This is a genomic window from Bifidobacterium pullorum subsp. gallinarum, from assembly GCF_000741215.1.
GTDB lineage: Bacteria > Actinomycetota > Actinomycetes > Actinomycetales > Bifidobacteriaceae > Bifidobacterium > Bifidobacterium pullorum_B.
On the sequence record NZ_JGYX01000005.1, the window covers coordinates 262,098 to 284,132 of the forward strand.

A 22,035-nucleotide genomic window follows, 5' to 3' on the forward strand; every position below is an offset into this window, starting at 1 on the left:
CCATAATGGCGGTCTGCGTCCGACGTAACGGATTCGGCATATGCCGGGCCCCACGTCCAACAGCAGAGCCGCGGCGGATGCCGGTTCGATGCGACGCGCGGGCTCCTCACCTTCCCGCCTCCATCGCCTCGAACCGTATGTATCGCGTAACCGCGCGAAAGGCAAGGTGAAGACATGAGGCTGAGGATTCCGAACACATCGCAGACGTTCCGTCGAGCAGCACTGCGGCCGTCCGCGGCGGCACGCTGTACGGCAAAGAACCTGACGGCGCGGCTGACGACAATGGCACGCAACGCAACCGCCCTGATACTGGGCATCGGTCTGCTCCTCGGAGCGGCCGGCTGCGCAAGCAACAACGCGGGAACGTCCGGCAATTCCGACGACGATTCGTCGATCTCGTTCATGCTGGACTGGACGCCGAACACGAACCATATCGGCCTGTATGTGGCGCAGAAGCTCGGCTACTTCGATAACGAGGGCGTAGACGTGACCATCCTGCCGACCGCGCAGGCCGGCGCGGAGACCTCGGTGGAGAACGGCGTGGCCGACGTCGGGTTCACCACGTTGAGCAATGTCGCCGCCTTCAACGCGCAGAGCGCAAACCTGAAGATGGTGTTCGACCTGACACAGCAACCGGTGGCCCGCTGGTGCGCGCTCGCCTCGCGCACCGACATCTCCACGCCGAAGGACTTCGACGGCAAGACCTTCGTCAGCTTCGGATCCGCCGAACAGACCGCCGTGCTGCGGCAGATGATCCGCACCGCCGGCGGCACCGGCGATTTCGAGACCGCAACCGCAGGCACCAACACGTTCCAGGCGTTGACCAACGAACGCGGCGATTTCGGCGGCTTCTACGCCACATGGGAGAACGTGGAAAGCGAGCTGCACGGGCCGGCGCTGCACTGCTTCGTGGCCTCCGATTGGGGGGTGCCGGGCAACCCGGACCAGCTCGGATTCGCCGTGAACGCCGCGTGGCTGAAGGATGCCTCCCACGGCGACACGTTGCGCCGATTCCTGGCGGCGGTGCGCCGCGGCTACAACTACGCGCTGGCCAACCCGGACGAGGCGGCGGACATACTGGTCGACCAGGCCGGCGAGGCGCAGCTCGACCCGGAACTCACGCACGCCTCGATGCAGGAGATCGTGGACGGCAACTATTGGACCACCGATGACCCGACCGCCGTGCCAGGCACCGTGAATCTGGAGGCCGCGCAGGCGTACATCGACTTCCTCTACGAGAACGGCACCTACGCCGACGCCGACGGCTCGCCGTTGCCGGCCGCCCCGCAAGCCGCCGACCTGGCCACCAATGAGTATCTGGGGTAAATGCGCATCGGGAGACATATCATGAACGAGCATCGCACCGAACCGTGGTGGCGCAAGGCGCTGCCGCCCGTCCTGACTGTGGGCGGACTGCTGGTGGTCTGGGAGCTGTGCGTGCGCGTCGGAGGGGTTCCCGAGCGCACGCTGGCCGCCCCCAGCCAAATCGTCGCCTCGATGGTCCGCACCTGGCCCGATCTGATGGCGGCCGCCGCCATAACCACGGTGGAGGCGGTGGCCGGATTCCTGATCGCCGTGGCGGCGGGCGTGATCATCGGCATCGGTCTGCATCTGTCGAAGACGCTGGACCGCGCGGTCAGTCCGCTGCTGGTGGCTGCCCAGACGATTCCGCTCATCACGATTGCGCCGCTGTTCGTCATCTGGTTCGGATTCGAGCCGTTTGGCAAGATCGTGCTGGTGGCGGTGCTGGGGGTGTTCCCGATCGCTGTGCAAACCACGCGCGGACTCGACGCCGTGCCGCGGTTCTACGAGGACGTGGCACTGACCTGCGGGGCCACCCGCTCCTGGACGCTCTGGCACGTCAAGCTGCGCGTGGCCGCGCGCCAGATCTTCGGAGGCATCCGCATCTCCGCCGCCTACGTGTTCGGCACGGCCGTCACCGCCGAATACCTCGGCGCCGTCGATGGCCTGGGCATCTGGCTGCAGGCCGCATTCAACTCGTTCCGGACGCCGTTGATCTTCGCCGCCGCCGTGGTGGTGGTGGCCGAAACCGCGATTCTGCTAGGGCTGGTGTCGCTGGCCGAACGCCTGCTGCTGGGCGGGGATGACACGGTAACGTTGGGTTCAGACGGACAGTGAAACAGGCGCGGAGGCGGACGACTATCTCCATCCCACTCAGTTGGGGATTTTCTCGTTCGGTTGGAAACTTCTCCGGATATCGCACATCTCAGGCACCTGTAACACCAGCATTCCGGCGACCGAATCCTGCAACGGTTCCCAACCGAACGCAAAAATCCCCTACTGAATGAACATCGACACCTCAAACACTCTGGAATCTGAGACAATGGTGGTGAAGACGCCAGTCAATGAAAGGGAGATCATGACCGATCCCAACCAGTTCGGGTCCGTTCCCGAGAACAACCAGTCGAATCCGCAGCCGGAGCAACCCGCCCAGCCGGCAGCCCAACCCACCCCGGCGTACCCGCCGATGCCTGAATACGGCAGCTACGCACCGGCTCAGCCGGCCACACCGCCTCAACCTGCTCTGCCGACCCCGGAGTATGGCCAGTACGGCCAATACACCGGCCCGGCCAACACCGCCGCCGGCCAGCAGCCCGGCAACTCCTACGCCGGTGCCCAGTATGCCGGACCGACTCCGACTGGCGCCCCATACACCCAGCCGCAGGGTGCACCCTATACCGGCACCGCCAACCAGTACCAGGACCAGTACGCCAACCCGTACGGCCAAGCGCCGCAGTACGGCGCTCCGCTGCCTCAGGGCGTGCCCGGATACATGCCCGGCGACCAGTCGATCGGCATGGTGCCGCTGGATCAGCCCGACTACCGTTGCACCTTCGGCAACGCGGTCAAACGCTTCTTCACGAAGTACGCCGTGTTCTCCGGGCGTGCCTCGCGCCGCGAGTTCTGGTGGGTCATCCTGTTCTTCGTGCTGTGCAACATCGCCCTGAGCATCATCGGCGGCATGTTCGCTTTCATCTCCACGGCCGTGCCCACCATCCTGAGCGTGGTATGGACGCTGGCCACCATCGTGCCGTATGTGGCACTGGCCGTCCGCCGTGTGCACGACACCAACAAGTCCGGTTGGTGGGTGCTGCTGCCCGGCATTCCGTACGTGATCAGCGAAATCGTCAACTACACGGCCATCATGCCCGCCACCGACCGCATCACCGACACCATACTGGGCGTCGCCGCAGGACTCGATGAGGACGTGGCCACGCAACAGCTCATCAGCCAGATGAACGGGCTCGCGGCCCCGTCCGCGCTCGTCACGATCTGCAGCCTGATCTTCCTGATCTCCGGACTGGTGCTCATGTGCGGCGCGCCGAAGCCGGAAGGTGCGCGCTTTGATGCCCCTCGTTCCGGTTCGTCGACCCCGCAGGCCCCCGCCCCCAGCACCTCCGGCTATAACGCCGGCTCCCAGCCGGGCAATGACCCGTACGCCACGGGCGGCAACCCCTTCACACCGCAGAACCAATAACCAACAACCGACAGCCGCCGGCCAACTCCCGGCGGCTCATACCCGCAGAGGCGATCATGTGCAGCCAGTATCAGGTGCCGTTCGACGACCCATCCGCCGCCGGCCCACCCTCATGGAGCGGCCAATACACCGCCGACGGTGGTTCGCACGGCACCGATACGCCGGACCGGGGCAACACCCCCATCGCCCCGGTTTCCGGACGGCCGACCGCCTCCGCATATCCCCTTGACCGTCCGTATCCCGGCTGCCCGCCGCTGCAGGCCATCGAGCGGTTCTTCCGCAACTACGCCGTCTTCTCCGGCCGTGCCTCCCGCAGCGAGTTCTGGTGGCCCATGCTGATGACCGGCATCGCCGAAACCGCGTTGGGTGCGCTCGATGTGATGTCCGATGTCGGCGTGTTCGACGCCATACAGGGCGTGTTGTCCCTTGCGCTGCTGATTCCCTCGCTGGCGGTCAGTGTGCGCCGGTTGCATGACATCAACTTGAACGGTGCGTGGCTGATCCCGTTTGCGGGGTTGACCGTCCTCGGTTCGGCCCTATCCGTCATGGGTGCGATGGCGGTGTTGCTCGTACTGTTCCTCGTGCCGGATGTGGTGCGGCAGGGATTCGATTTCATCCTGCTGGGGTCGGTCATCACCGCCGTCGCCGGCATCGCCTACGCCGTCTGCATGGCCTGGCCCAGCAACCCGGCCGGCGCCCGTTTCGATAAATCGCGCTGACACCCGTCCGGGATCAGCAGGTATGACGCTGGTATGGCGACTGAGGCATGTGCTAATCGTTGCAGCGCGGCACATGCCTCATCTCACAGCTCGACCGTCTCCTTGGTCGGGTCGTCCTTGACGTGCGCGAACTTGGCGGCGAGCGCCTCCTTGCTCTTGCGCTCGTCCTCCTCCTTGGCGCGTTTCTTGGCCTCCTCCGGATCCCACAGCACGTCCTCGCGGTGCCTGGCCCATTCGGCGGCGGCCAGCGGTGCGACGATCTGCGCCAACGCCACAGCCGCGGCACCGGCATCGTCCGCACCCGCCACCGCGTCCAGCAGACCGCGGAACGCCTCCACGTCCATGCAGACGCGCGGAATCGCCAGCCGCTCCCCCAGTTCGTTGGCGTACAGAATCACCGGCAGGGCACGCGCGGCGTCGGCGGCCCCCCGCCCGGCCAGAATCCGGAACAACGCGTCGCAGGCCACGATCACGATCGCGAACCTGCGCGCGATCTCATCCTCGTCGCCGCTCGGCGGTACATGCCCCTCGTCGGTGGTCTTCGGGGCGATCGACGTCTCCACGGCCTCCAACACGGCACGCACGTCGGCGTTGTCGGCCGCACCGGCATCGCCCAGGGTAGCGGCGACGTCCGCGACCAACGTCACGTCGCCGGTCTCGCTGTAGTCGGCCATCAGGTCGTAGGCGTCATTCGCGGCGAGCAGCGCGTCCACAATCGTCTGCGGACGGCCGGGGATCCAGTCGGCACCCTCGTACACGTATTCGGCGTCGGGCACGGTCACGTCCTCGCCGGTCATCATCGCGGCCATCGTGCGGGTGATGCGCACCTGCAGGTTCTCCGCGTACTTGGCGTCGTTGTCCATCTGCATGGCGTCGGTCAGCGGCCACAGCGCAATCAGCCCTGCCGCAGCCCGCGCCGCCTCACGCACGGCGGGCAGCGCCGCGATCCGATCGACCACCGTCTCATCCAACTGGAATTCCGCCGTCATGTTCGCTCCTTTGCCTTGGGGCAGCAGCCGTTGCCTTCCACTGTAATCCGTCGTCCGTCGCGCCGGCGACCTATGTTCCATTGTGCCGTCACTTGACGCCCGCCGCAGGGTCGACATAGGTGATGCTCATCACATTCCCGGTCTGGGAGTCGTAGGTGATCGACGTGACGGAGGCGAGCGCCGTGTGCCGCAGCAGCATGTTGTGCTCGGGATGGCCGGTTTCCAGCAGGTGCCGGTAGGACCAGATCGGCGACTCGTGGCTGACGACGATGATCTGCTGTCCGGCGTGCTCCCTGACCTTCTCCTGGGCGAACGCGCCGACGCGGGCCGCGATCTGCCGGTAGCTCTCGCCCCAGCTGGGTTTCCACAGGTTGGTGACGAGTCTCCAGTTGCCGTTGCGCCACAGCGCGCCTTCGCCATGGCCGATGCGGGTGCCGCGGAAGTTGTTGCCGGCCTCGATGATGCGCTGGTCGGTGACCAGTTCGAGCGGTTCCTCGTTGCGGGCCGTGCGGATTTCGTTGAGCGCCGTGAGGATGGCCTGTGCGGTTTCGCGCGTACGGTCCAGGGGCGACGAGTAGATGGCGGCCGCGGTGTTCGTCTGGGGGTTGGCGGCGAGGTAGCGGGCGGTGGCCTCGGCCATACGCCGGCCGCGGTCGGACAGGTGGAAGCCGGGGAGCCGCTCGTAGAGGATGTGGTCGGGGTTGTGGACCTCGCCGTGGCGGACGAAATGGATGGTGGTCGCCTGCATCTGAAACTCCTTCGGGACGATGTGGCCGAACGTTCGGAAAACTTCCGGCTTCACCGTCAAATCTACAGCGTGTCGGTTGTAGGACAACGTTAGACTGACGGTGTTTCATTCCGGGCGCACATCAGTCATTCGAAGAGAGACGATTATGGCCAATCCTGTCATCGCCGGCATCAAGGATGTCGGCAGTCGCGTGTTCGGCGGGTACGCCGAGCTTCTGCGCATACCCCACACCGCACGATACGCCATCGGCGCGGTCATCGCCTGCATGCCGTTCCCGATGGTCGGCATGACGATCACGATCTCCGTGCAGCATTACTACGGCAACTATTCGCTGGCGGGCGCGCTGACCGCCGTGCAGGCCATCTCGCTGGCCATCGCCAGCCCGATGCTCGGCAAACTCGTCGATAAGTTCGGCCAACGGCAGGTCTCGATCCCCACGATATGCGTGTGGATGGTGGCCGCGTTCTCGCTGGTGACGGCAATCACCTCGCACGCACCGGAATGGGTACTGTTCTGCATCGTGCCGTTCATGGCCGCGATCCCGCCGTGGGGCGCGATGAACCGCAGCCGCTGGACCCACCTGCTCAAGGGGCAGCCGGAGAAGACCAACCGGGCGTTGAGCCTGTGCGGCGTGTTCGACGAATGCATGTGGGTGATCGGCAACCCGCTGGCCTCCACGCTGGCGGTGATCTCCGGCGTGCTCTCCTTCACGTTCACCGGCGTGTGCGTGCTGGTCGGCGCGCTCATGTTCCTGACCGAGCTGACGACCGAACCGAAGTCGCAGACGCAGCTGGCGCGTGAGGCCGGCATGACCCGCGCCGAGTACCGCGCGCATGTGGCGGAGCAGGCGGCGGCGCTGCGCGGCAAGGACGAGGACGAGCAGAAGGCCGCCAAGGGGTCGATCATCAGCGCCGGCCTGGTCGCCGTGTGCGTCACCTGGTTCTCGATCGGCGCGTTCCAGTCGGCCACATCCATCTCGATCATCGCGTTCGCCACCGAGCAGAACATGAAGCAGTACACCGGATTCGTATTCGCCTGCTTCTCGTTCAGTTCGCTGATCGGCGCGCTCGTCTACGGCGCGAAGAACTGGCGCATCCCGCTGTGGAAGCGCTTCTACTTCTGCCTGGCCGTGGTGAACATCGGCATCGGATCGTTCCTGTTCGCCAAGCATCTGTGGGTGATCATGCTCATCTACCTGCTGATCGGCGTATGCCAGGCGCCGACCTGGGTCAACGGCAACCAGCTCATGCTGCATCTGGTGCCGCCGACCCGGTTCACCGAGGGCATGGCCTGGATGGGCGCGATGAATTCGATCGGTTCCTCGGCCGGCTCCGCCATCGCCGGGCAGTTCATCGACCGGTTCGGCGCACATGGCGGATTCATGGTGGTGACCGTGCTGGCGCTGGCGTCGCTGGCCATTGCGTTCGTGGGCTTCAAGCAGATCAAGGAAAGCACCGAGACCCCGGATCTGACCGAGCTGGCGGCCTGAGCGCCGTTGCGGGGCGGAACAGGCTAAGGGACCGAGGCTACTTCGGCCAGCCCTTGGGGGTGTGTTCGAGCGACCACACGCCCAGCTTGTGGGAGAAGCTGTTCTCCCACTTCTCCTCCAGCTGCTCGGCCGTCAGGCGGTTGTCCGCGCGCTTCAACCGGTTCATGGCGTTGGTGTGCGTATCATCCAGCAGCCACTTTCGGATCACGAAGTTCCAGACCGCCACCACCACCGTGGCCACGATCTTGCCGACATTGGTGCGCAGCAGGTACTCGGCGTGCTGGCTGATGAACGCATCGCGGTTCATGCCGTAGGTGGACAGCCAGATGATGGCTGCGTTGATGAGCAGGCCGATGAGGGATGCACCGACGAAGATGAGGATCTCCATCCAGCGGGCCATATCCTCACGGTGCTTGAACACGAACTTCATGCTGGCCAGATAGTTGAAGACCAGCGAAACCAGGAACGAGATGGTGCCGGCGATCACGTTGTGCATATGGAAGACGCCGACCAGCAGATTCAGGACACCGAAGTCGATGACGGCGGCAATCACGCCCACCACACCGAACTTCATCAACTGTTCAATAAGCTTTCTCACATCCGCCCATTTAACTAGGCGGCAGTGACCGGGTGGCGCCCGCACGCGCTCCTTACGCCCGCACGCCTTTTGTCCGATTCGGGGGATTCTTACGTTCTGGGCTCTATGGGAACGCTACCATCGAAAGAATCCCCCGGTTCGGACAAAACGACAAGTCAACGCGTATGCAGCATGCGGGACTACACTGGCGGGTAAGCATCATTGCAGCCGATAGAAGGAGGTTCCCATGCCTGTCATCCATACCCATGTGTCCGTTCCCACCACGCCCGAGCAGCGCGAGGCGCTGAAGTCCGCCTATGGCAAGGCCATCACCGCGGTGCCCGGCAAGTCCGAGGGCTGGCTGATGTGCCCGTTCGAGGACAACATGCCGATCTACTTCGCCGGCGACGACTCCAAGCCCGCCGCCTATGTGGAGGTCAATGTCTTCGGCTCCTCCGTGCCGGGCTCCGCCTGGGAGAAGCTGACCCGGCAGATCATGGCCGCGCTGGAGCAGGAGCTGGGCATTCCGCAGGACCGCACCTACATCCGCTATACGGCCACCACGGATTGGGGCTGGAACGGCGGCAACTTCTAGGACCCGCCGATTCACAGTCTCGGTCTTCGTAAAATAAGATTACGGCCTCCCGCCCCGTCAGGGGAGGGAGGCCGTTGCATAGTCACCCAACCCAGATCAGACGATCTTCGGCATCGGGGTGGTCAACGACGTGGTCAGGTTCACGTGCACCACGCCGGCACCCGCATGCACCTCGACCTTCTTGAGCGTCACCGTGCGCTCCTCCTCCGGCTTGGTGTCGTCGTCGGTCATCGTGGCCGGCGACTTGACCGCCACCACCGCCAGATCATCCAAGCTGACGCCCGCCTCGCGGCACAGCTCGCGCGCGGCGGTCAGCGAGTCAATGAAGCCGTCCTTGAGCAGGATGCGATCCTCCGGCACACCATACGCGCTCTTGGCGATCCACTTGACATTCTCCACCAGGTCCATGCCCTTGCGGCTGTGGAACTGCGGCGCCATCGGCGCATTCGTCAGCGCCTCGATGAAGCCGTCAAGCTGCGGGGCCAGCGCCTCGCCGCCGTCGCGGAACAGGTTGCCCAGAATCGGCTCGCGGAACCGCTGCTCCACGGCCACCGCCTTCAGGCCCTCGATCTGGTCGTCCTCGCCCTCCCACAGGTTGATCAGCGGGAAGGTCGGGATGTCGTAGTTCTCCAGACGCTGCACATGGAACGGGTAGCGCCAGGACAGCGCCGGATCGTCTCGCCAGGTGGAGGCACGGGTCACAACCACGGCCGCGGACGGCCACTGGGCGCCGTATTCGCGGCAGGCGATGTCCAGCCACTTCTGCGCGCCCGCGTCGGCGCCGTAACCGGCCTCGACGATCACCACGTCGTGCAGCGCGCACGCCATCTGAACCGAGACCAGCGTCGGGATGCCGAGCGACACGTTGGCGAACGGTCCGCCGTGCACATACACCGGCGAACCGTTGAGCGTCTCGGTCAGGGCCGGCTTGACGGCGTCGGCCAGCATGTTGGTGATGCGCCACAGGTCGATGAACTCGCCGAAGGCCACCGGCTTGCCGTCCTTGGTGCCCGCGATCATGGCGGCCACACGCTCGCCGATCTCCTCCATCGAACGGGAGACGACCACGATCTGCATCATCTCGCAGGTCGGGGTGAGCACCACACGCTCGGCCACGTTGTTCTTGCCGCTGTCCACGGTGATCTGACGCAGCGAGCGCGAGGGCACCTCGGAGACGCGCGGCACGAGGATCGTGTCGATGCGGCCCTCGTCCACGGCCTTCTCCGCAAAGGAGACCAGCAGGTTCTGCGCGGCGGCGATGGCGGCCATCTCGCCGGTCAGACCCCAGTCAATGAGTTCCGGATGGGTCAGCGACGCCTTGCCGCCACCGGACGCGCCACCCTTGGAACCGGCGGCGGTGATGCCCATGCTCGGCTGGCGCAGCACGGCGGCCGCATCGATGCCGCGCGCGTTCAGCGCATCGATCAGCGCGATGGTGGTGGTGGTCTTGCCCTCGCCACGGGAGGCCTTGAGCGGGGTATCCGCAGTGACCAGCACAACCTTGCCGTGCTTGCGCGGTGCATCCGGGTTGGACTTGAGGTAATCCAGATAGCCGAATGCGTCGATCTTCCTGACCAGGCCGTATTGGCTGGTGAACTCTTCGATACCGGTCATTGCCGTCCTTTCATGCGGATATACGGGTATGCCACCAGACTACCGCCCGGAGGGAACACCGCCCCCGAGGGTGCCCGCCCACCGGATACGCCGACGCCTCCCCAGCTCGGGGAGGCGTCAATGTGTCACGGCCACGATGGTTCACAGTCCGCGACTTGGCCCCCGCCGCACGGGAAGCGTCGGGGATCTACGGCAGACTCCGGGACTTCGCAGCAGCCGGACCGATCAGAAGTCGGACATGTGGAAGCCGTTCTTCATCTTCATGCTCGTGGTGTAGAGCACGGAGTCGAGCAGCTTGTCCGTTTCCTCCTTGAGGAAGTCGGCCAGCTTCTGGTTGGCGTCGGTCAGCGCGGCGCGGACCTCGTCGTTACGCACGGCGGCGATGATGTCGTCCGGCTCCATCGGCTGCACGTCGTCCAGATCGTCGTCATCCGCCTCGGCCTCGAACGGCTCGAACGCGAGCAGATCCGCGATCGCGGCGTCGGTCTGCGCCACATGGCGGTGTCCCCAGCCGCCGGTCTTCTCCTGGTAGCGGTCCACGGCGTTGGAGGTGTCGGCGAACGCGGCGTCGCACAGCGCGGCGATGATGCGGTTCTCCCAGTAGAAGTTCTCGGTGGTCACGCGGGTGGTGGTGTCCTCCAGATACTTCGGGGTGGCATTGCTGTTCGCGTAGAACGGCATGAGGGTGTTGAACGGGTTGGAACCGTAGGCGATCCACTGCAGGGCGCGGCTGGCCTGCGGACGGTACGGGCGGATCTGCATGACGGCCAGCTGGCTCTGACGGTTGATGCCGATCGGGCGGAACATGTGGCGGGTGTGCTCGTCGCCCAGCTTGCCGTACGGATCGTACGGGGTGCCCTGGTAGTGCGAGCTGAGCACGTACTTGACGTCCTCGATGGTGATCTTGCGTTCCGGCTGGCGGGCCCACGGGATGTCGTCGCTCATCGGCTTGTGGTCGGCGTCCGGACCGTCCCACACCTCGTCGTACGGGTTGAGGAAGCGCTGCATGATCCAGGCGCGCGGCGTGTTGTAGACGTGGTCGGCGTCGGAGTGGGAGCCGAACGCGTCGCGCGGGTTGAACGGGGTGGTCGCCTCCACGGACAGGTCCAGATGGTTCTCGGCGATCCACTCGGCCATGTCGGCGGAGCACATGTGGTTCTCCTGGTCGCCCAGGGCGTCCTCCAGATCGAACTCGTCGATGCCCAGCTGATTCGGCATCGTGACGTACGCCTCGTCAGGCACGCGCTTGGCGATCCAATGGTGGCCGCCGACGGTCTCCAGCCACCAGATCTCGTCGACGTCGGAGAACGCGACGCCGTTCATCTCATAGGTGCCGTACTCCTCCAGCAGCGCGCCCAGGCGCAGCACGCCTTCACGCGCGGTCTTGACATACGGCAGGACCAGCGTCAGGAAATCCTCCTCGCCGATGCCGCCGGGGACCTCGGGTACGTAGCCGTCCTCGCCCTTGCGCCCCTTGGCCGGCACGAGCTCGACGAACGGGTCGGCGCCGAGCACGCGTTCGTTGGTGGTCAGGGTCTCGGTGGCGCTCATCGCCACATTTGCTTCGTTGACGCCGGCCTCGCCCCAGATGCCCTCCTTGAGGTCCGCGTTCGGCACGGCGGTGTATCGCATCGGATCATCCGGCAGGTCGATCTCCACGTGGCTCAGCACGCTGCGGTACCGCCGCGGCTGCTCCTCGGGCTTGACGACGATGAATCGCTTCGGGCAGAACTCGCCGTTCGCCGAATCCTCGTTGCGGGCGATGATCGTGGAGCCGTCGTAGCTGGCATCCTTGCCGACCAGAATCGTGGTGCAGGCCATGTACCTTCATTCCTTTCATTGTGCGCCGTCCCCGCCATGGGGAGGTTGGCCGCCGTGCGGCCTTGCAGACAGAACCGACACGATTCTAGACCAACGGCACAGCGGCACGCGCACGACGTCCGGCTGGCAACATGGATTCGCCCCGGCCAGGGTCTCAGGCCCTGCCGGTCAGGAAGATGCCGCCCTGGTCCGGAGTTTCGCCGCAATCGCGGATGGCGTGCTGCAGCTCGTTGAGCCAGAAGCCCTGGTTCAGGCCCGGCAGCGGCTTGGCCGTGCCCCATACGTGCAGGTAGTACTCGTGGTCCTTGTCCGGCGGGTTCGGACCGTTGTAGCGCATCGTGACCGCCGGATCGGTCTCGCCGACGAACCGCGAGGCGGCGGAGGTGCGCCCCTGCACGGCCTCGGGAATCATCGCGGGCATCTGGCGGGAGAAGTCCGGCGGGATCTGCAGCGCACGCGAATCATTGAAGTCGAACATCAGCGCATCCACCGGCAGGTTCGCCACCGACCAATGGATCCATTCGAAGCCGCACACGGGGATTGAGTCGGGGTCGAGGAACTCCCAATGCAGGTACCTGATGCGGGACTTGTCGAAGTCCTCGATGTAGAAGGGAAACGACACGACCGGCGTGCCGGCGGTCTTGTACTCGGGGTCCGCCGCCTTGGCGAACACGTCCGGAATGACGGTGAAATCGGCTGTGATTCTCATGTGCCCAAGTATAGGTTCGCACTACCTCGGTTTTCAATATCGGATGTCAGGAATATGGCCCCTCCCGCATCCGAACCCCGAGGTAGTGCGAACCGCCTTACGGCATCAACGCACAGAACAGGGCCTCGAACACCAGCGTCGGGTTGCCGTTGCCGTTCAGTCTGCGCCGCGCCGTGGCGATGTCCTCCAGGCGCCGCACGGCGTCCGCGCGGCTCAGTCTCACCGACAGTTCGGTGATGGACGCCCGGTTCTCCAGGTTGATCAGCCCGACCGCATCCTCCGCGTTGTTCTGCAGGACGGCCACGTCACGGTAGATGCTGGCGACCGAGTTGAGGGCCCGGTCCAGCACATCGCGGCTACGACGGGTTGCGCGGCGCTTGAGTTCGTCCTTCTTGGCGATGGCGTTGTACGCGCCGCGGAGCGCGGGCGGGATGCGGTCCTTCTCCCCCAGCCCGTTGACACGCCGGAAATCGGCCTCCGCCGCCACGGCCTGCCTGTTCACGTCCTCCTGCGCCTGCTCCTGCGCGTTCTCGATCAGCCGGCCGGCCAACAGCACGGCATCCGAGGCGCGGTTGAGATTCAACACGCCCACGACCAGCTCGTCGCGGTCGGTCATAACCCGCTCGTTCGTGGCGTACAGGCGCGCCACCCCGATATGGCCCTCCGCCAGACGTGCCGCGCGCGCGGCCAGGTGCTGGTCCACGCCGTCATGGCGCTGCAGGAACTCGGCCACCGCCGGCGTGGACGGCACGGCCAGGTTCACGATGCGGGTGCGCGAGCGGATCGTCGGCAGCACGTCCTGGGCGCTGGGCGCGCACAGCAGCCAGATCGTATGCTCGCTGGGCTCCTCGATCTCCTTGAGCAGCACGTTCGTGGACCGTTCCAGCATGCGGTCCACATCCTCGATGATGATGACCCGCCACGGCGCCGTGCTGGGCATCTGCTCGGATTTGGCGATCAGGCCGCGCACCTCGTCGATACCGATCGTGACCTTGTTCGTGGCCAGCACGGTCACATCGGGATGGGTGCCGGCCAGAATCTGCTCGGTCGTGCGCGTCGGGACATCATCGAGCCCGTGGTCGGGGCTTTCCAATGCGGCGGCGAACGCACGCGCCACGTTGGAGCGTCCGGATCCGGGAGGTCCGCAGATCAGCCACGATTGGGCGATGGACGCCGGGTCGCCGGCGGCAACGGCTTTCAGCTGCTCAACGACCTGCCTCTGTCCGACGATGGCATCCCACACGCTCATCGCGCACCTCCCGCAGCCCCCGTGCAGGCGTCCCCCGGCGTACGGTCCGTGTCGGACGAGGATACGGTCCGACGCGCCAGCACGGCATCGACATCGGCACGGATCGTCCGCCACACCTCTTCCACGGAACGCGCGGCATCGACGACCAGGAACCGCTCCGGCTCGGCTTGGGCCAGGTCCAGGAACGCCCGCCGCGTGCGCTTCTGGAAGTCGTCGCCGGCGGCCTCCATGCGATCGGCGCTGTGGGTCAGCCGCTCATGCGACTGCGAGGGGTCCATATCCAGCAGATAGGTGCGCTCGGGCAGCAGGTTGTCGGTGGCCCACAGGCTGAGGTTCCGGATCTCCGCGGGCGTCAGCTCACGTCCGCCCGCCTGGTAGGCCAGCGACGAGTCGAGGTACCGGTCGGTGATGACCACGGCCCCGCGTTCCAGCGCCGGCCGGATCTTCTCCGCCACATGCTGGGCGCGGTCGGCCGCGAAGATCAGGGCTTCGGCCCGAGGCGCGATGTCGGCGGCGGACGCGGGCTGCGGCGCTGCCGCGGCATCGTCATCCGCGCCGGAGGACACGCCATGCAGCAACAGCTGGCGCAGGGCCCGGCCCAGCGGCGTGCCGCCGGGTTCGCGGGTCACGACGACGTCATAGCCCAGCGACAGGGCGTAGTCGCGCAGCCGGCCGACCTGCGTGGTCTTGCCCACGCCGTCGACCCCTTCGAACGAGATGAACAGCCCTGCCATCGACTTCCCTTTCATACGGTTCCACCAAGACGACACACCACGGTTCGCGCAACGCCCCCGTCAGTCCGACGCGAGCTACTCGGCCTTGGTCTTGGCGGCCGTGGACTTCTTCTTTGTTGTCGTCTTGCGGGTCGTGGTCTTCTTGGCCGTGGACGACTTGGACGACGCCGTGCGGCGGGTCCGGCGCTTGGTCGGGCCGGCCGCTCGCTTCTCGGCGAGCAGGCGGAAGGCCTCGGCCGGATCGATCGATTCCGGGGTGTACTGCTTGGGCAGCGTGCGGTTCGTCTCGCCGTCGGTGATGTATGCGCCGTAGAAGCCGTCCTTGATGGTCACGGCCTTGCCTGTCTCCGGATCCGGCCCCAACTCGCGCAGCGGCGGCTTGGCGGCGCCCCGGCCGCGGCCGCGGCCGTACTTCGGCTGGGCGAACAGCTCCTTGGCCTTCTCCAGGTCGACGGTGAAGATCTCGTCCTCGCTGCCCAGCGAGCGCGTCTCCGACTTGCCGTCCGCGCCGGTTTTAGTCAGGTACGGGCCGTACCGGCCGTTGTTCGCCGCGATGACGGCCTGCGAGACCTCGCCGGTTTCGGCGTTCGTCTCCTCCACGGTGCCGACCTCACGAGGCAGGCTCAGCAGTTTCAGCGCGTCCTCAAGGGTCAGGGTCTCCGGGGTCATGGTCTTGAACAATGACGCCATCTTGGGCTTGGGGGCCGCGGCGGCCTTGCTGCGGGTGCCGCGCTTGGCGGGCTTCGCTTCGGAGGACTCCTCGGCGGCGGGCGCGGCCGGTTCGGGCGGCACCAACGCCACGTAGGGGCCGAAGCGGCCGTTGCGCACCTCCACGGTGCCGCCGGTCGCCGGGTCCACGCCCAGTGCACGGGGGCCGCCCGCGTTCTTCTCGATCAGCTCATGGCCGACCTCGACGGTCAGCTCATCGGGGGCGAGCGTATCCGGCAGTGATGCGCGCTTCGGGTTGCCCTGATCGTCGAGATGGTTCATGTCCTCGAGATACGGGCCGTACCGGCCGACGCGCACGTGCAGCCCGTCGCCGATCTCGATGGTGTTGATGGCCCGGGCGTCGATCTCGCCCAGCTGTGCGACCTGCTGCTGCAGGCCGGCATGCGCCTCGTCCGCGTTCGCGGCCGCGCCATCGCCGGATCCGAAGTAGAACCGGGTCAACCAGTCGCGACCGGATTCCTGCCCGTGCGCGATCTGGTCCAGTCCGTTCTCCATATCGGCCGTGAACTGGTAGTCCACGTACTTGGGGAACTTGGTCTCCAACAGCTTGGTGACCGCGAACGCCAGCCACGAGGGGATCAGCGCGCGACCGCGCTCATACACGTATCCACGGTCGATGATCGTGGAGATGATGCTGGCGTATGTGGACGGGCGGCCGATCTCCTTGGCCTCCAGGGTCCGTACCAGCGACGCCTCGGTGTAGCGTGCCGGGGGCTGGGTCTCGTGTCCGTCCGCCTGCACGGCGACCGCGTGCAGCACGTCGCCGGTGCGCATCGGGGGCAGCGACGCGTTCTCGTCGGACTCGGCCTGCTTGGCGGTACGGCCGGTTGCCTGCGACGCGGCAGCCGCGCTTGCGGAGGGTTCCGCGCCGCCAGCCGGCTGCGCGGCCTGTTCGGTCTTGGGTTCCGCGGACGCGCGACGGCCCTCCCCGGTGGCCTTCATGAAGCCCGGGAATTCGATGACCGTGCCGGAGGCCTGGAACACGGCCTCGCCGTAGGTTCCGGCGGGCGCCGACAGCCGGACGGTGGCGGTCGAACCGGTGGCGTCGGCCATCTGGGAGGCCAGTGTGCGCTGCCAGATCAGCGTGTACAGCTTCAACTGGTCGGCAGGCACCTTGGTGGCGAGCTCCTGCGGATCACGGAACCGTGCGCCCGCCGGACGGATGCACTCGTGTGCCTCCTGGGCGCCCGCGGTCCGCGTGGTGTACTGCTTGGGCCCATCGGACAGGAAGGCCTTGCCGAAATGGAACTCCACGGCATTGCGCGCCGCTTCGATGGCCTCCTGCGAGAGCGTGACCGAATCGGTACGCATGTAGGTGATATAGCCGTTCTCGTACAGTCCCTGCGCCGCGCGCATGGTCTGGCGCGAGCTCATGCCCAGCCGGTTGCCGGCCGCCTGCTGCAGCGTGGAGGTGGTGAACGGCGGCTGCGGACGACGGCGGTAGGGCTTGGTCTCCATCGACATGACGGTGAACGCGGCCTGTTCAAGCGCTGTGGCCACGGCCGTGGCCTGGGCCTCATCCAGCTGGCGCACGTTGCCGGCGAACCCGTCCGGCGTCAGCTGGCCGGTGGTATCGAAGTCCTTGGAACCGGCCAGACGCCTGCCGTCCAACGACACCATGCGCGAGGCGAAGCGCACCTCCTGGCCTTCGGCATCGGGAGCGGCGAGCGTGGCGCTCACATCCCAGTACGGCGCACGGACGAACGCCATGCGTTCGCGCTCACGCTCCACGATCAGGCGGGTGGCCACGGACTGCACGCGCCCTGCGGACAGGCCCGGCCCGACCTTGCGCCACAGCACCGGGGAAAGCTCATAGCCGTAAAGACGGTCGAGCACGCGGCGGGTCTCCTGTGCGTCGACCATATGGGCGTCCACATCCCTGGTCTTGTTCAACGACGCCTTGATGGCCTCGGGCGTGATCTCGTGGAACACCATGCGCTTGACGGGAACCTTGGGCTTGAGGGTCTCCACCAGATGCCAGGCGATGGCCTCACCTTCACGGTCCTCATCAGTGGCGAGATAGAGCTCGTCGGCGTCCTTCAGGGCGGCCTTGAGTTCGGCGACCGTCCTCTTCTTCTCGCTGCCCACAATGTAGTACGGCTTGAATCCATCCTCCACATCGACGCCGAACTTGCCGAATTTCGCCTTGGCGGAGGCGGGCACCTGGCTGGGCTGCGCAAGATCGCGGATATGGCCCACCGATGCCATCACGGTATAGTCGTTGCCCAGGTATCCCCCGATTTTCCTGGCCTTGGTGGGAGACTCCACTATGACGAGCTTGGTGCCGTTACCCATGTCTTCTCCTTACGACTTGCGTTTGCACGTCATCTTACTCATGTCCCGACAACTATCGGCAAATCCCAGTGTGGCGAACGGCCGCCGTCGGCACGGCGTCACCGGCGGGGCGGCGCCGGTGGAGCCCCGACCAGGCCGAGTCTGGTCAACGGCGAAGCCGTGATCTGCCGCATGGCCAACGTCATGCCGAACACCAGCAACGCCATGCCGGACACCCCGGTCATCGCGGACACGCAGGCCCCCTCGATGCACCATTCGGCGCTCAGTTCCAGCCCCGGCACGATCTGCCAGATGACATACGCGGTATAGGCCAACAGCAGCACGCCGCCGGTGATCATCACCGTGCCGACGATCTGCACCGCCGGCGACGAGGCGCGTTTACCGGGTTCATCCATGCCGGAGGTCCGGGTGAACGCCAGCGTCAGCATCGCCATCGCCCCCGCAATGCACAACGCCATCACCACATCCGTCGGGCGGTGCCACTTCCCGACCACCACCGAGGCTCCGACCAGCAGCGCGAACACGGCGCCGATCACGCCCGTCAGCGCGCGCCAGGCCCGCGGCACCACGCACAGCAGGGCGATGCCCGCCGCCGCGGCGAGTATCGTATGCCCCGATGGCGCGGAATTCGCCTCCGGCGCCTCCACATGGATGATGAACGGACGCGGCAGATGCTCCTTCAGCAGCGAGGACGCCAAACACAGCACGGCGAACACCGCCGATTGCCCCAGCAACCACCAACGTTTCCGCACGATCGCCACAATCACGGCCCCCACAGCCAACACAGCGCTGATGACTTGGACCACCAGGGAGACGGTGAACACACCGACCACCGGGTTGAGCCAATCCGGCAGCCGCTCCACCAGATGGCTCCACACCATATCGTCATAGGCCTGCCCATCCTCGGTGCACACCCCCAGCCACCAGACGCCCGCCGCCATGGCCGCCATCATCAACGCGAACACCACGCACAGCACGCGGCTGGAGATGCGCGGCCGCACCGTCAACGGGTCGAGCCGTGCCAGCCCCTGTTCCACCGTCACATCATCCAACTCGGCCGAGGATCCCGGCAGCGGCACCGCGGACGGACCATGCTCGCCGGTATTGGACGCCAGCATATTCACCGGCGCCGCGGGATCGACCACCACCGGGGACTCCGGCGTGCTCATCGGCGCAAAATCCAACGCCGGCGCGGCCTGCTCGGCCTGCGGCGATTCTGAATGCATCTGCTGTTCGTCTGTCATACCCACGACTCTACGAGATGACTCCCGACAGGGTAGATATCTACCGTTCCTTGCGTCGGAATCCGCACAAACCGCGGTCGGATACGGAAAAACCTCCACGCACCCGTCAGAGGCCACTTACCCTTGCTGCATTCCTGCCCTGGGGGAGTTGGGTGACATAACGCCACATGGAGGCTTGCACCAGTGTACACCATGCCGGGACGAGGACTCTGCGTTCCGCGTGCCTTCCGCACGCCGACCGCGCGATGCCGTGGCCGTTTCCGCTTGTCCGTTCCATGCGCAGCCAACCGTGCCACCCGCGGTTGGGCCAAGGCGGTGGGTAGCATGGAGGAAAACGTACACGAGGTCCGTGCCGTTCCGCGGCCGACCGATAACAGCCCGACGACAAGGAGTAATGATGGCTGAGGATGTGACGTATCCGGATTTGGTAGTGGTCGGCGCAGGCCTGTTCGGTCTGACGGTGGCGCAGCAGGCAGTGGAGAAGGCTGGCGCGCGCGTGCATATCATCGACGTGCGCGATCATATCGGCGGCAACGCGTACTCGTACTTCGACGAAGAGACCGGTGCCGAAATCCACAAGTACGGTGCGCATCTGTTCCATACGTCGAATCAGCGCGTGTGGGAGTATGTCAACCGTTTCACCGAATTCACGGACTACGTGCATCGCGTGTACGCCACACATGACGGCGAGGTATATCCGCTGCCGACGAATCTGGGCACGATCAACCAGTTCTTCCGTGCACACTACACGCCGGCTGAAGCCAAGGCGCTGATCGAGGAGCAGGCGGGCGAACTGGCAGGCAAGGATCCGCAGAACCTGAACGACAAGGGCATCTCGTTGATTGGACGCCCGTTGTATGAGGCGTTCATCAAAAACTACACGGCCAAGCAGTGGCAGACCGACCCCAGCGAGCTGCCCGCGTCGATCATCAATCGTCTGCCGGTACGATTCAACTACGACAACCGGTATTTCAAGGACACCTGGGAGGGCCTGCCGAAGGATGGGTACACGGCCTGGTTCGAGCGGATGATCGACGATCCGCGCATCACCATGGAGTTGGGCGTGGATTTCTTCGACGCATCCCAGCCGTACAACAAGGCCGCGCTGAACGCGGCCGGCGTGCCAGTGGTGTACACGGGTCCGGTCGACCGCTACTTCGACTACGAATTGGGCGACCTGAAGTGGCGCACGGTGGACTTCAAAGAGGTCCGCTACGACGAGGACGACCATTTCGGCTGCCCGGTGATGAACTTCTCCGACGCGGATGTGCCGTACACGCGCGCGATCGAGTTTAAGAACTTCAACCCGGAACGCCACGATTCGCAGAACCACGAGCGCACCGTGGTCTGGGAGGAGTACAGCCGGTTCGCAGAGCGCGGCGACGAGCCGTACTACCCGATTAACACGGAGGCAGACAAGGATCTGTACGCCAAGTACGTGGAGCTCGAGAGGACCGTGCCGAACACGGTGTTCGGAGGCCGTTTGGGCACCTACAAGTACTACGACATGCACCAGGTCATCGACACCGCACTGACCGCGTACGAGGAGCAGATTCACCCCATGCTCGCCAAGTAGTACCCGACATCTGGTACGGGTATTCCACCTGTGCCATCCGTAATGGGCGTGTTGTCATATCGGTATGACAACACGCCCATTTCATAGCTGCCACGAGCGCGTGTCGTCAGTTGAGAATGACGACACGCGCTGCAGGGGCTACGTCTGAGGGTGTGTTGTCACATCCGTATGACGACACACCCTCAGAGACGCCGATTCAAGGGTGTGTCGTCATGGCTGCATGACGAAACGCCCCCGCAGAGGTCATCCCTGCGGGGGCGTGTGTTACCTTATCGGCTCAGGCGCGCCAGACGTCCTTGCCTGCGGCCTTGGCGGCGGCCACGTCGGCGTCCAGCTGGGCCTCGTCGGCCTCCACCTCGCCGGAGATGAACCGCTCGACCAGCTCGCGCGCCTCGTTATCCTCATGCTGCACGGCCGGGGACTTCATGAAGTACGAGCTGGGAGCCAGCACCGGGCCGGCCAGGCCGCGGTCGAGCGCGATCTTGGCGGCGCGCACGGCGTCGATGACGATGCCCGCGGAGTTCGGGGAATCCCACACCTCCAGCTTGTATTCCAGGTTCAGCGGCACATCGCCGAAGGTGGTGCCCTCCAGACGCACGAAGGCGAACTTGCGGTCGTCCAGCCACGCCACATAGTCCGACGGGCCGATATGCACGTTGTAGTCATCCATCTCATGCGGCACCACGGAGGTGACGGCGCGGGTCTTCGAGATCTTCTTGGACTCCAGCCGCGAGCGCTGCAGCATGTTCATGAAGTCCATGTTGCCGCCCACATTGAGCTGGTAGGTGCGGTCCAGGCGCACGCCGCGGTCCTCGAACAGACGGGCCATCACGCGGTGGGTGATCGTGGCGCCGACCTGGCTCTTGATGTCGTCGCCGACGATCGGCACGCCCGCGTCGCGGAACTTCTGCGCCCACTCCGGGTCGGAGGCGATGAACACCGGCAGGCAGTTGACGAACGCGCAGCCCGCATCCATGGCGGCTTGGGCGTAAGCCTTATCGGCCTGCTCGGAGCCGACCGGCAGGTACGAAACGAGCACGTCGACCCGCTTCTCGCGCAGCACCGCCGCCACGTCGACCGGTTCGGCATCCGACTCGTCGATCATCTGACGGTAGTACTCGCCCAAACCGTCATAGGTCGGTCCGCGGAGCACCTCCACACCCAGATCCGGCACGTCGGAGAACTTGATCGTGTTGTTCTGGGACGCGAAGATGGCCTCGGACAAGTCCTTGCCCACCTTGAGCGCATCGACGTCGAACGCGGTCACGAACTCGATGTCGCGCACACGGTATCCGCCGAAGTTGTTGTGCATCAGACCGGGGATCTTCTCATCGTCGGCCGTGTCCTTGTAGTATTCGATGCCCTGCACCAGCGATGAGGCGCAGTTGCCCACGCCGGCGATAGCCACACGAATGCTCATCAAAACCTCTCTGTCCACTTGATAGTGT

Annotated in this window: 18 protein-coding genes and 1 other RNA gene; 7 read left to right on the plus strand and 12 right to left on the minus strand. The window is 65.5% G+C overall.

What is annotated here, in order from left to right; genetic code table 11:
- Positions 1–282 precede the first annotated feature (282 nt).
- The 4 genes from BIGA_RS06875 to BIGA_RS06890 all read left to right on the plus strand — a co-directional run bounded on the left by BIGA_RS06875 (position 283) and on the right by BIGA_RS06890 (position 4,218).
- Positions 283–1,326 carry an ABC transporter substrate-binding protein gene (locus BIGA_RS06875; RefSeq protein ID WP_033505441.1) on the plus strand — a complete coding sequence of 348 codons (1,044 nt, stop codon included), beginning with the start codon at positions 283–285 and terminating at the stop codon, positions 1,324–1,326.
- 21 nt (positions 1,327–1,347) lie between these two features.
- On the plus strand, positions 1,348–2,139 hold the full coding sequence (locus BIGA_RS06880) for an ABC transporter permease (protein ID WP_033505543.1): 792 nt from the start codon (positions 1,348–1,350) through the stop codon (positions 2,137–2,139).
- A 241-nt stretch (positions 2,140–2,380) separates the two neighbouring features.
- Entirely contained in the window at positions 2,381–3,499 is a 1,119-nt protein-coding gene (locus BIGA_RS06885; protein ID WP_161786251.1) for a DUF805 domain-containing protein, read from the plus strand.
- A gap of 56 nt (positions 3,500–3,555) precedes the next feature.
- Entirely contained in the window at positions 3,556–4,218 is a 663-nt protein-coding gene (locus BIGA_RS06890) for a DUF805 domain-containing protein (protein ID WP_051917152.1), read from the plus strand.
- An 83-nt stretch (positions 4,219–4,301) separates the two neighbouring features.
- Here the strand turns inward: BIGA_RS06890 and BIGA_RS06895 are convergent, their stop codons facing one another.
- Positions 4,302–5,207, minus strand: a complete 906-nt coding sequence (locus BIGA_RS06895) for a hypothetical protein (RefSeq protein WP_033505445.1) — start codon at positions 5,205–5,207, stop codon at positions 4,302–4,304.
- Between the two features lie 88 nt (positions 5,208–5,295).
- Positions 5,296–5,955 (minus strand): histidine phosphatase family protein, encoded by a 660-nt coding sequence (locus BIGA_RS06900; RefSeq protein WP_033505447.1) that lies wholly within the window; start codon positions 5,953–5,955, stop codon positions 5,296–5,298.
- 145 nt (positions 5,956–6,100) lie between these two features.
- Between BIGA_RS06900 and BIGA_RS06905 the strand changes: the two genes are divergently transcribed.
- Positions 6,101–7,444, plus strand: a complete 1,344-nt coding sequence (locus BIGA_RS06905; RefSeq protein ID WP_033505448.1) for an MFS transporter — start codon at positions 6,101–6,103, stop codon at positions 7,442–7,444.
- Between the two features lie 37 nt (positions 7,445–7,481).
- On the opposite strand, the gene BIGA_RS06910 is transcribed toward BIGA_RS06905, so the two are convergent.
- Entirely contained in the window at positions 7,482–8,018 is a 537-nt protein-coding gene (locus BIGA_RS06910) for a GtrA family protein (RefSeq protein WP_033505450.1), read from the minus strand.
- A 250-nt stretch (positions 8,019–8,268) separates the two neighbouring features.
- Here BIGA_RS06910 and BIGA_RS06915 point away from each other — a divergent pair, with 250 nt between their 5' ends.
- Positions 8,269–8,616 carry a tautomerase family protein gene (locus tag BIGA_RS06915; RefSeq protein ID WP_033505452.1) on the plus strand — a complete coding sequence of 116 codons (348 nt, stop codon included), beginning with the start codon at positions 8,269–8,271 and terminating at the stop codon, positions 8,614–8,616.
- 96 nt (positions 8,617–8,712) lie between these two features.
- On the opposite strand, the gene BIGA_RS06920 is transcribed toward BIGA_RS06915, so the two are convergent.
- From BIGA_RS06920 to ffs, 8 genes are all read right to left on the minus strand, one after another.
- Positions 8,713–10,230, minus strand: a complete 1,518-nt coding sequence (locus tag BIGA_RS06920) for a formate--tetrahydrofolate ligase (protein ID WP_033505454.1) — start codon at positions 10,228–10,230, stop codon at positions 8,713–8,715.
- 225 nt (positions 10,231–10,455) lie between these two features.
- Positions 10,456–12,051: a C69 family dipeptidase gene (locus tag BIGA_RS06925; RefSeq protein ID WP_033505455.1), complete on the minus strand. Its 1,596-nt coding sequence runs from the start codon at positions 12,049–12,051 to the stop codon at positions 10,456–10,458.
- 154 nt (positions 12,052–12,205) lie between these two features.
- Complete coding sequence (locus tag BIGA_RS06930; protein ID WP_033505457.1) at positions 12,206–12,760, minus strand: YbhB/YbcL family Raf kinase inhibitor-like protein; 555 nt, start codon at positions 12,758–12,760, stop codon at positions 12,206–12,208.
- A 97-nt stretch (positions 12,761–12,857) separates the two neighbouring features.
- Positions 12,858–14,009, minus strand: a complete 1,152-nt coding sequence (locus BIGA_RS06935) for a DNA polymerase III subunit delta' (protein WP_033505459.1) — start codon at positions 14,007–14,009, stop codon at positions 12,858–12,860.
- Positions 14,006–14,743, minus strand: coding sequence for a dTMP kinase (gene tmk / locus BIGA_RS06940; RefSeq protein ID WP_033505461.1), 738 nt, complete (start codon positions 14,741–14,743; stop codon positions 14,006–14,008). The genes BIGA_RS06935 and tmk overlap by 4 nt, the downstream gene beginning before the upstream one ends.
- Before the next feature lie 75 nt (positions 14,744–14,818).
- Positions 14,819–17,767, minus strand: a complete 2,949-nt coding sequence (gene topA, locus BIGA_RS06945; protein WP_033505463.1) for a type I DNA topoisomerase — start codon at positions 17,765–17,767, stop codon at positions 14,819–14,821.
- Positions 17,768–17,865: 98 nt separating this feature from the next.
- A complete protein-coding gene (locus BIGA_RS06950; RefSeq protein WP_033505546.1) occupies positions 17,866–18,936 on the minus strand; it encodes a phosphatase PAP2 family protein in 1,071 nt (356 codons plus the stop codon).
- Positions 18,937–19,094: 158 nt separating this feature from the next.
- Positions 19,095–19,191, minus strand: an RNA gene (gene ffs / locus BIGA_RS09340) — signal recognition particle sRNA small type.
- Positions 19,192–19,408: 217 nt separating this feature from the next.
- Here ffs and glf point away from each other — a divergent pair.
- Positions 19,409–20,587 carry a UDP-galactopyranose mutase gene (glf, locus tag BIGA_RS06955; RefSeq protein WP_033505548.1) on the plus strand — a complete coding sequence of 393 codons (1,179 nt, stop codon included), beginning with the start codon at positions 19,409–19,411 and terminating at the stop codon, positions 20,585–20,587.
- 277 nt (positions 20,588–20,864) lie between these two features.
- Here glf and BIGA_RS06960 read toward each other — a convergent pair whose 3' ends face one another.
- On the minus strand, positions 20,865–22,007 hold the full coding sequence (locus BIGA_RS06960; RefSeq protein WP_033505465.1) for an inositol-3-phosphate synthase: 1,143 nt from the start codon (positions 22,005–22,007) through the stop codon (positions 20,865–20,867).
- Between the last annotated feature and the right edge of the window lie 28 nt (positions 22,008–22,035).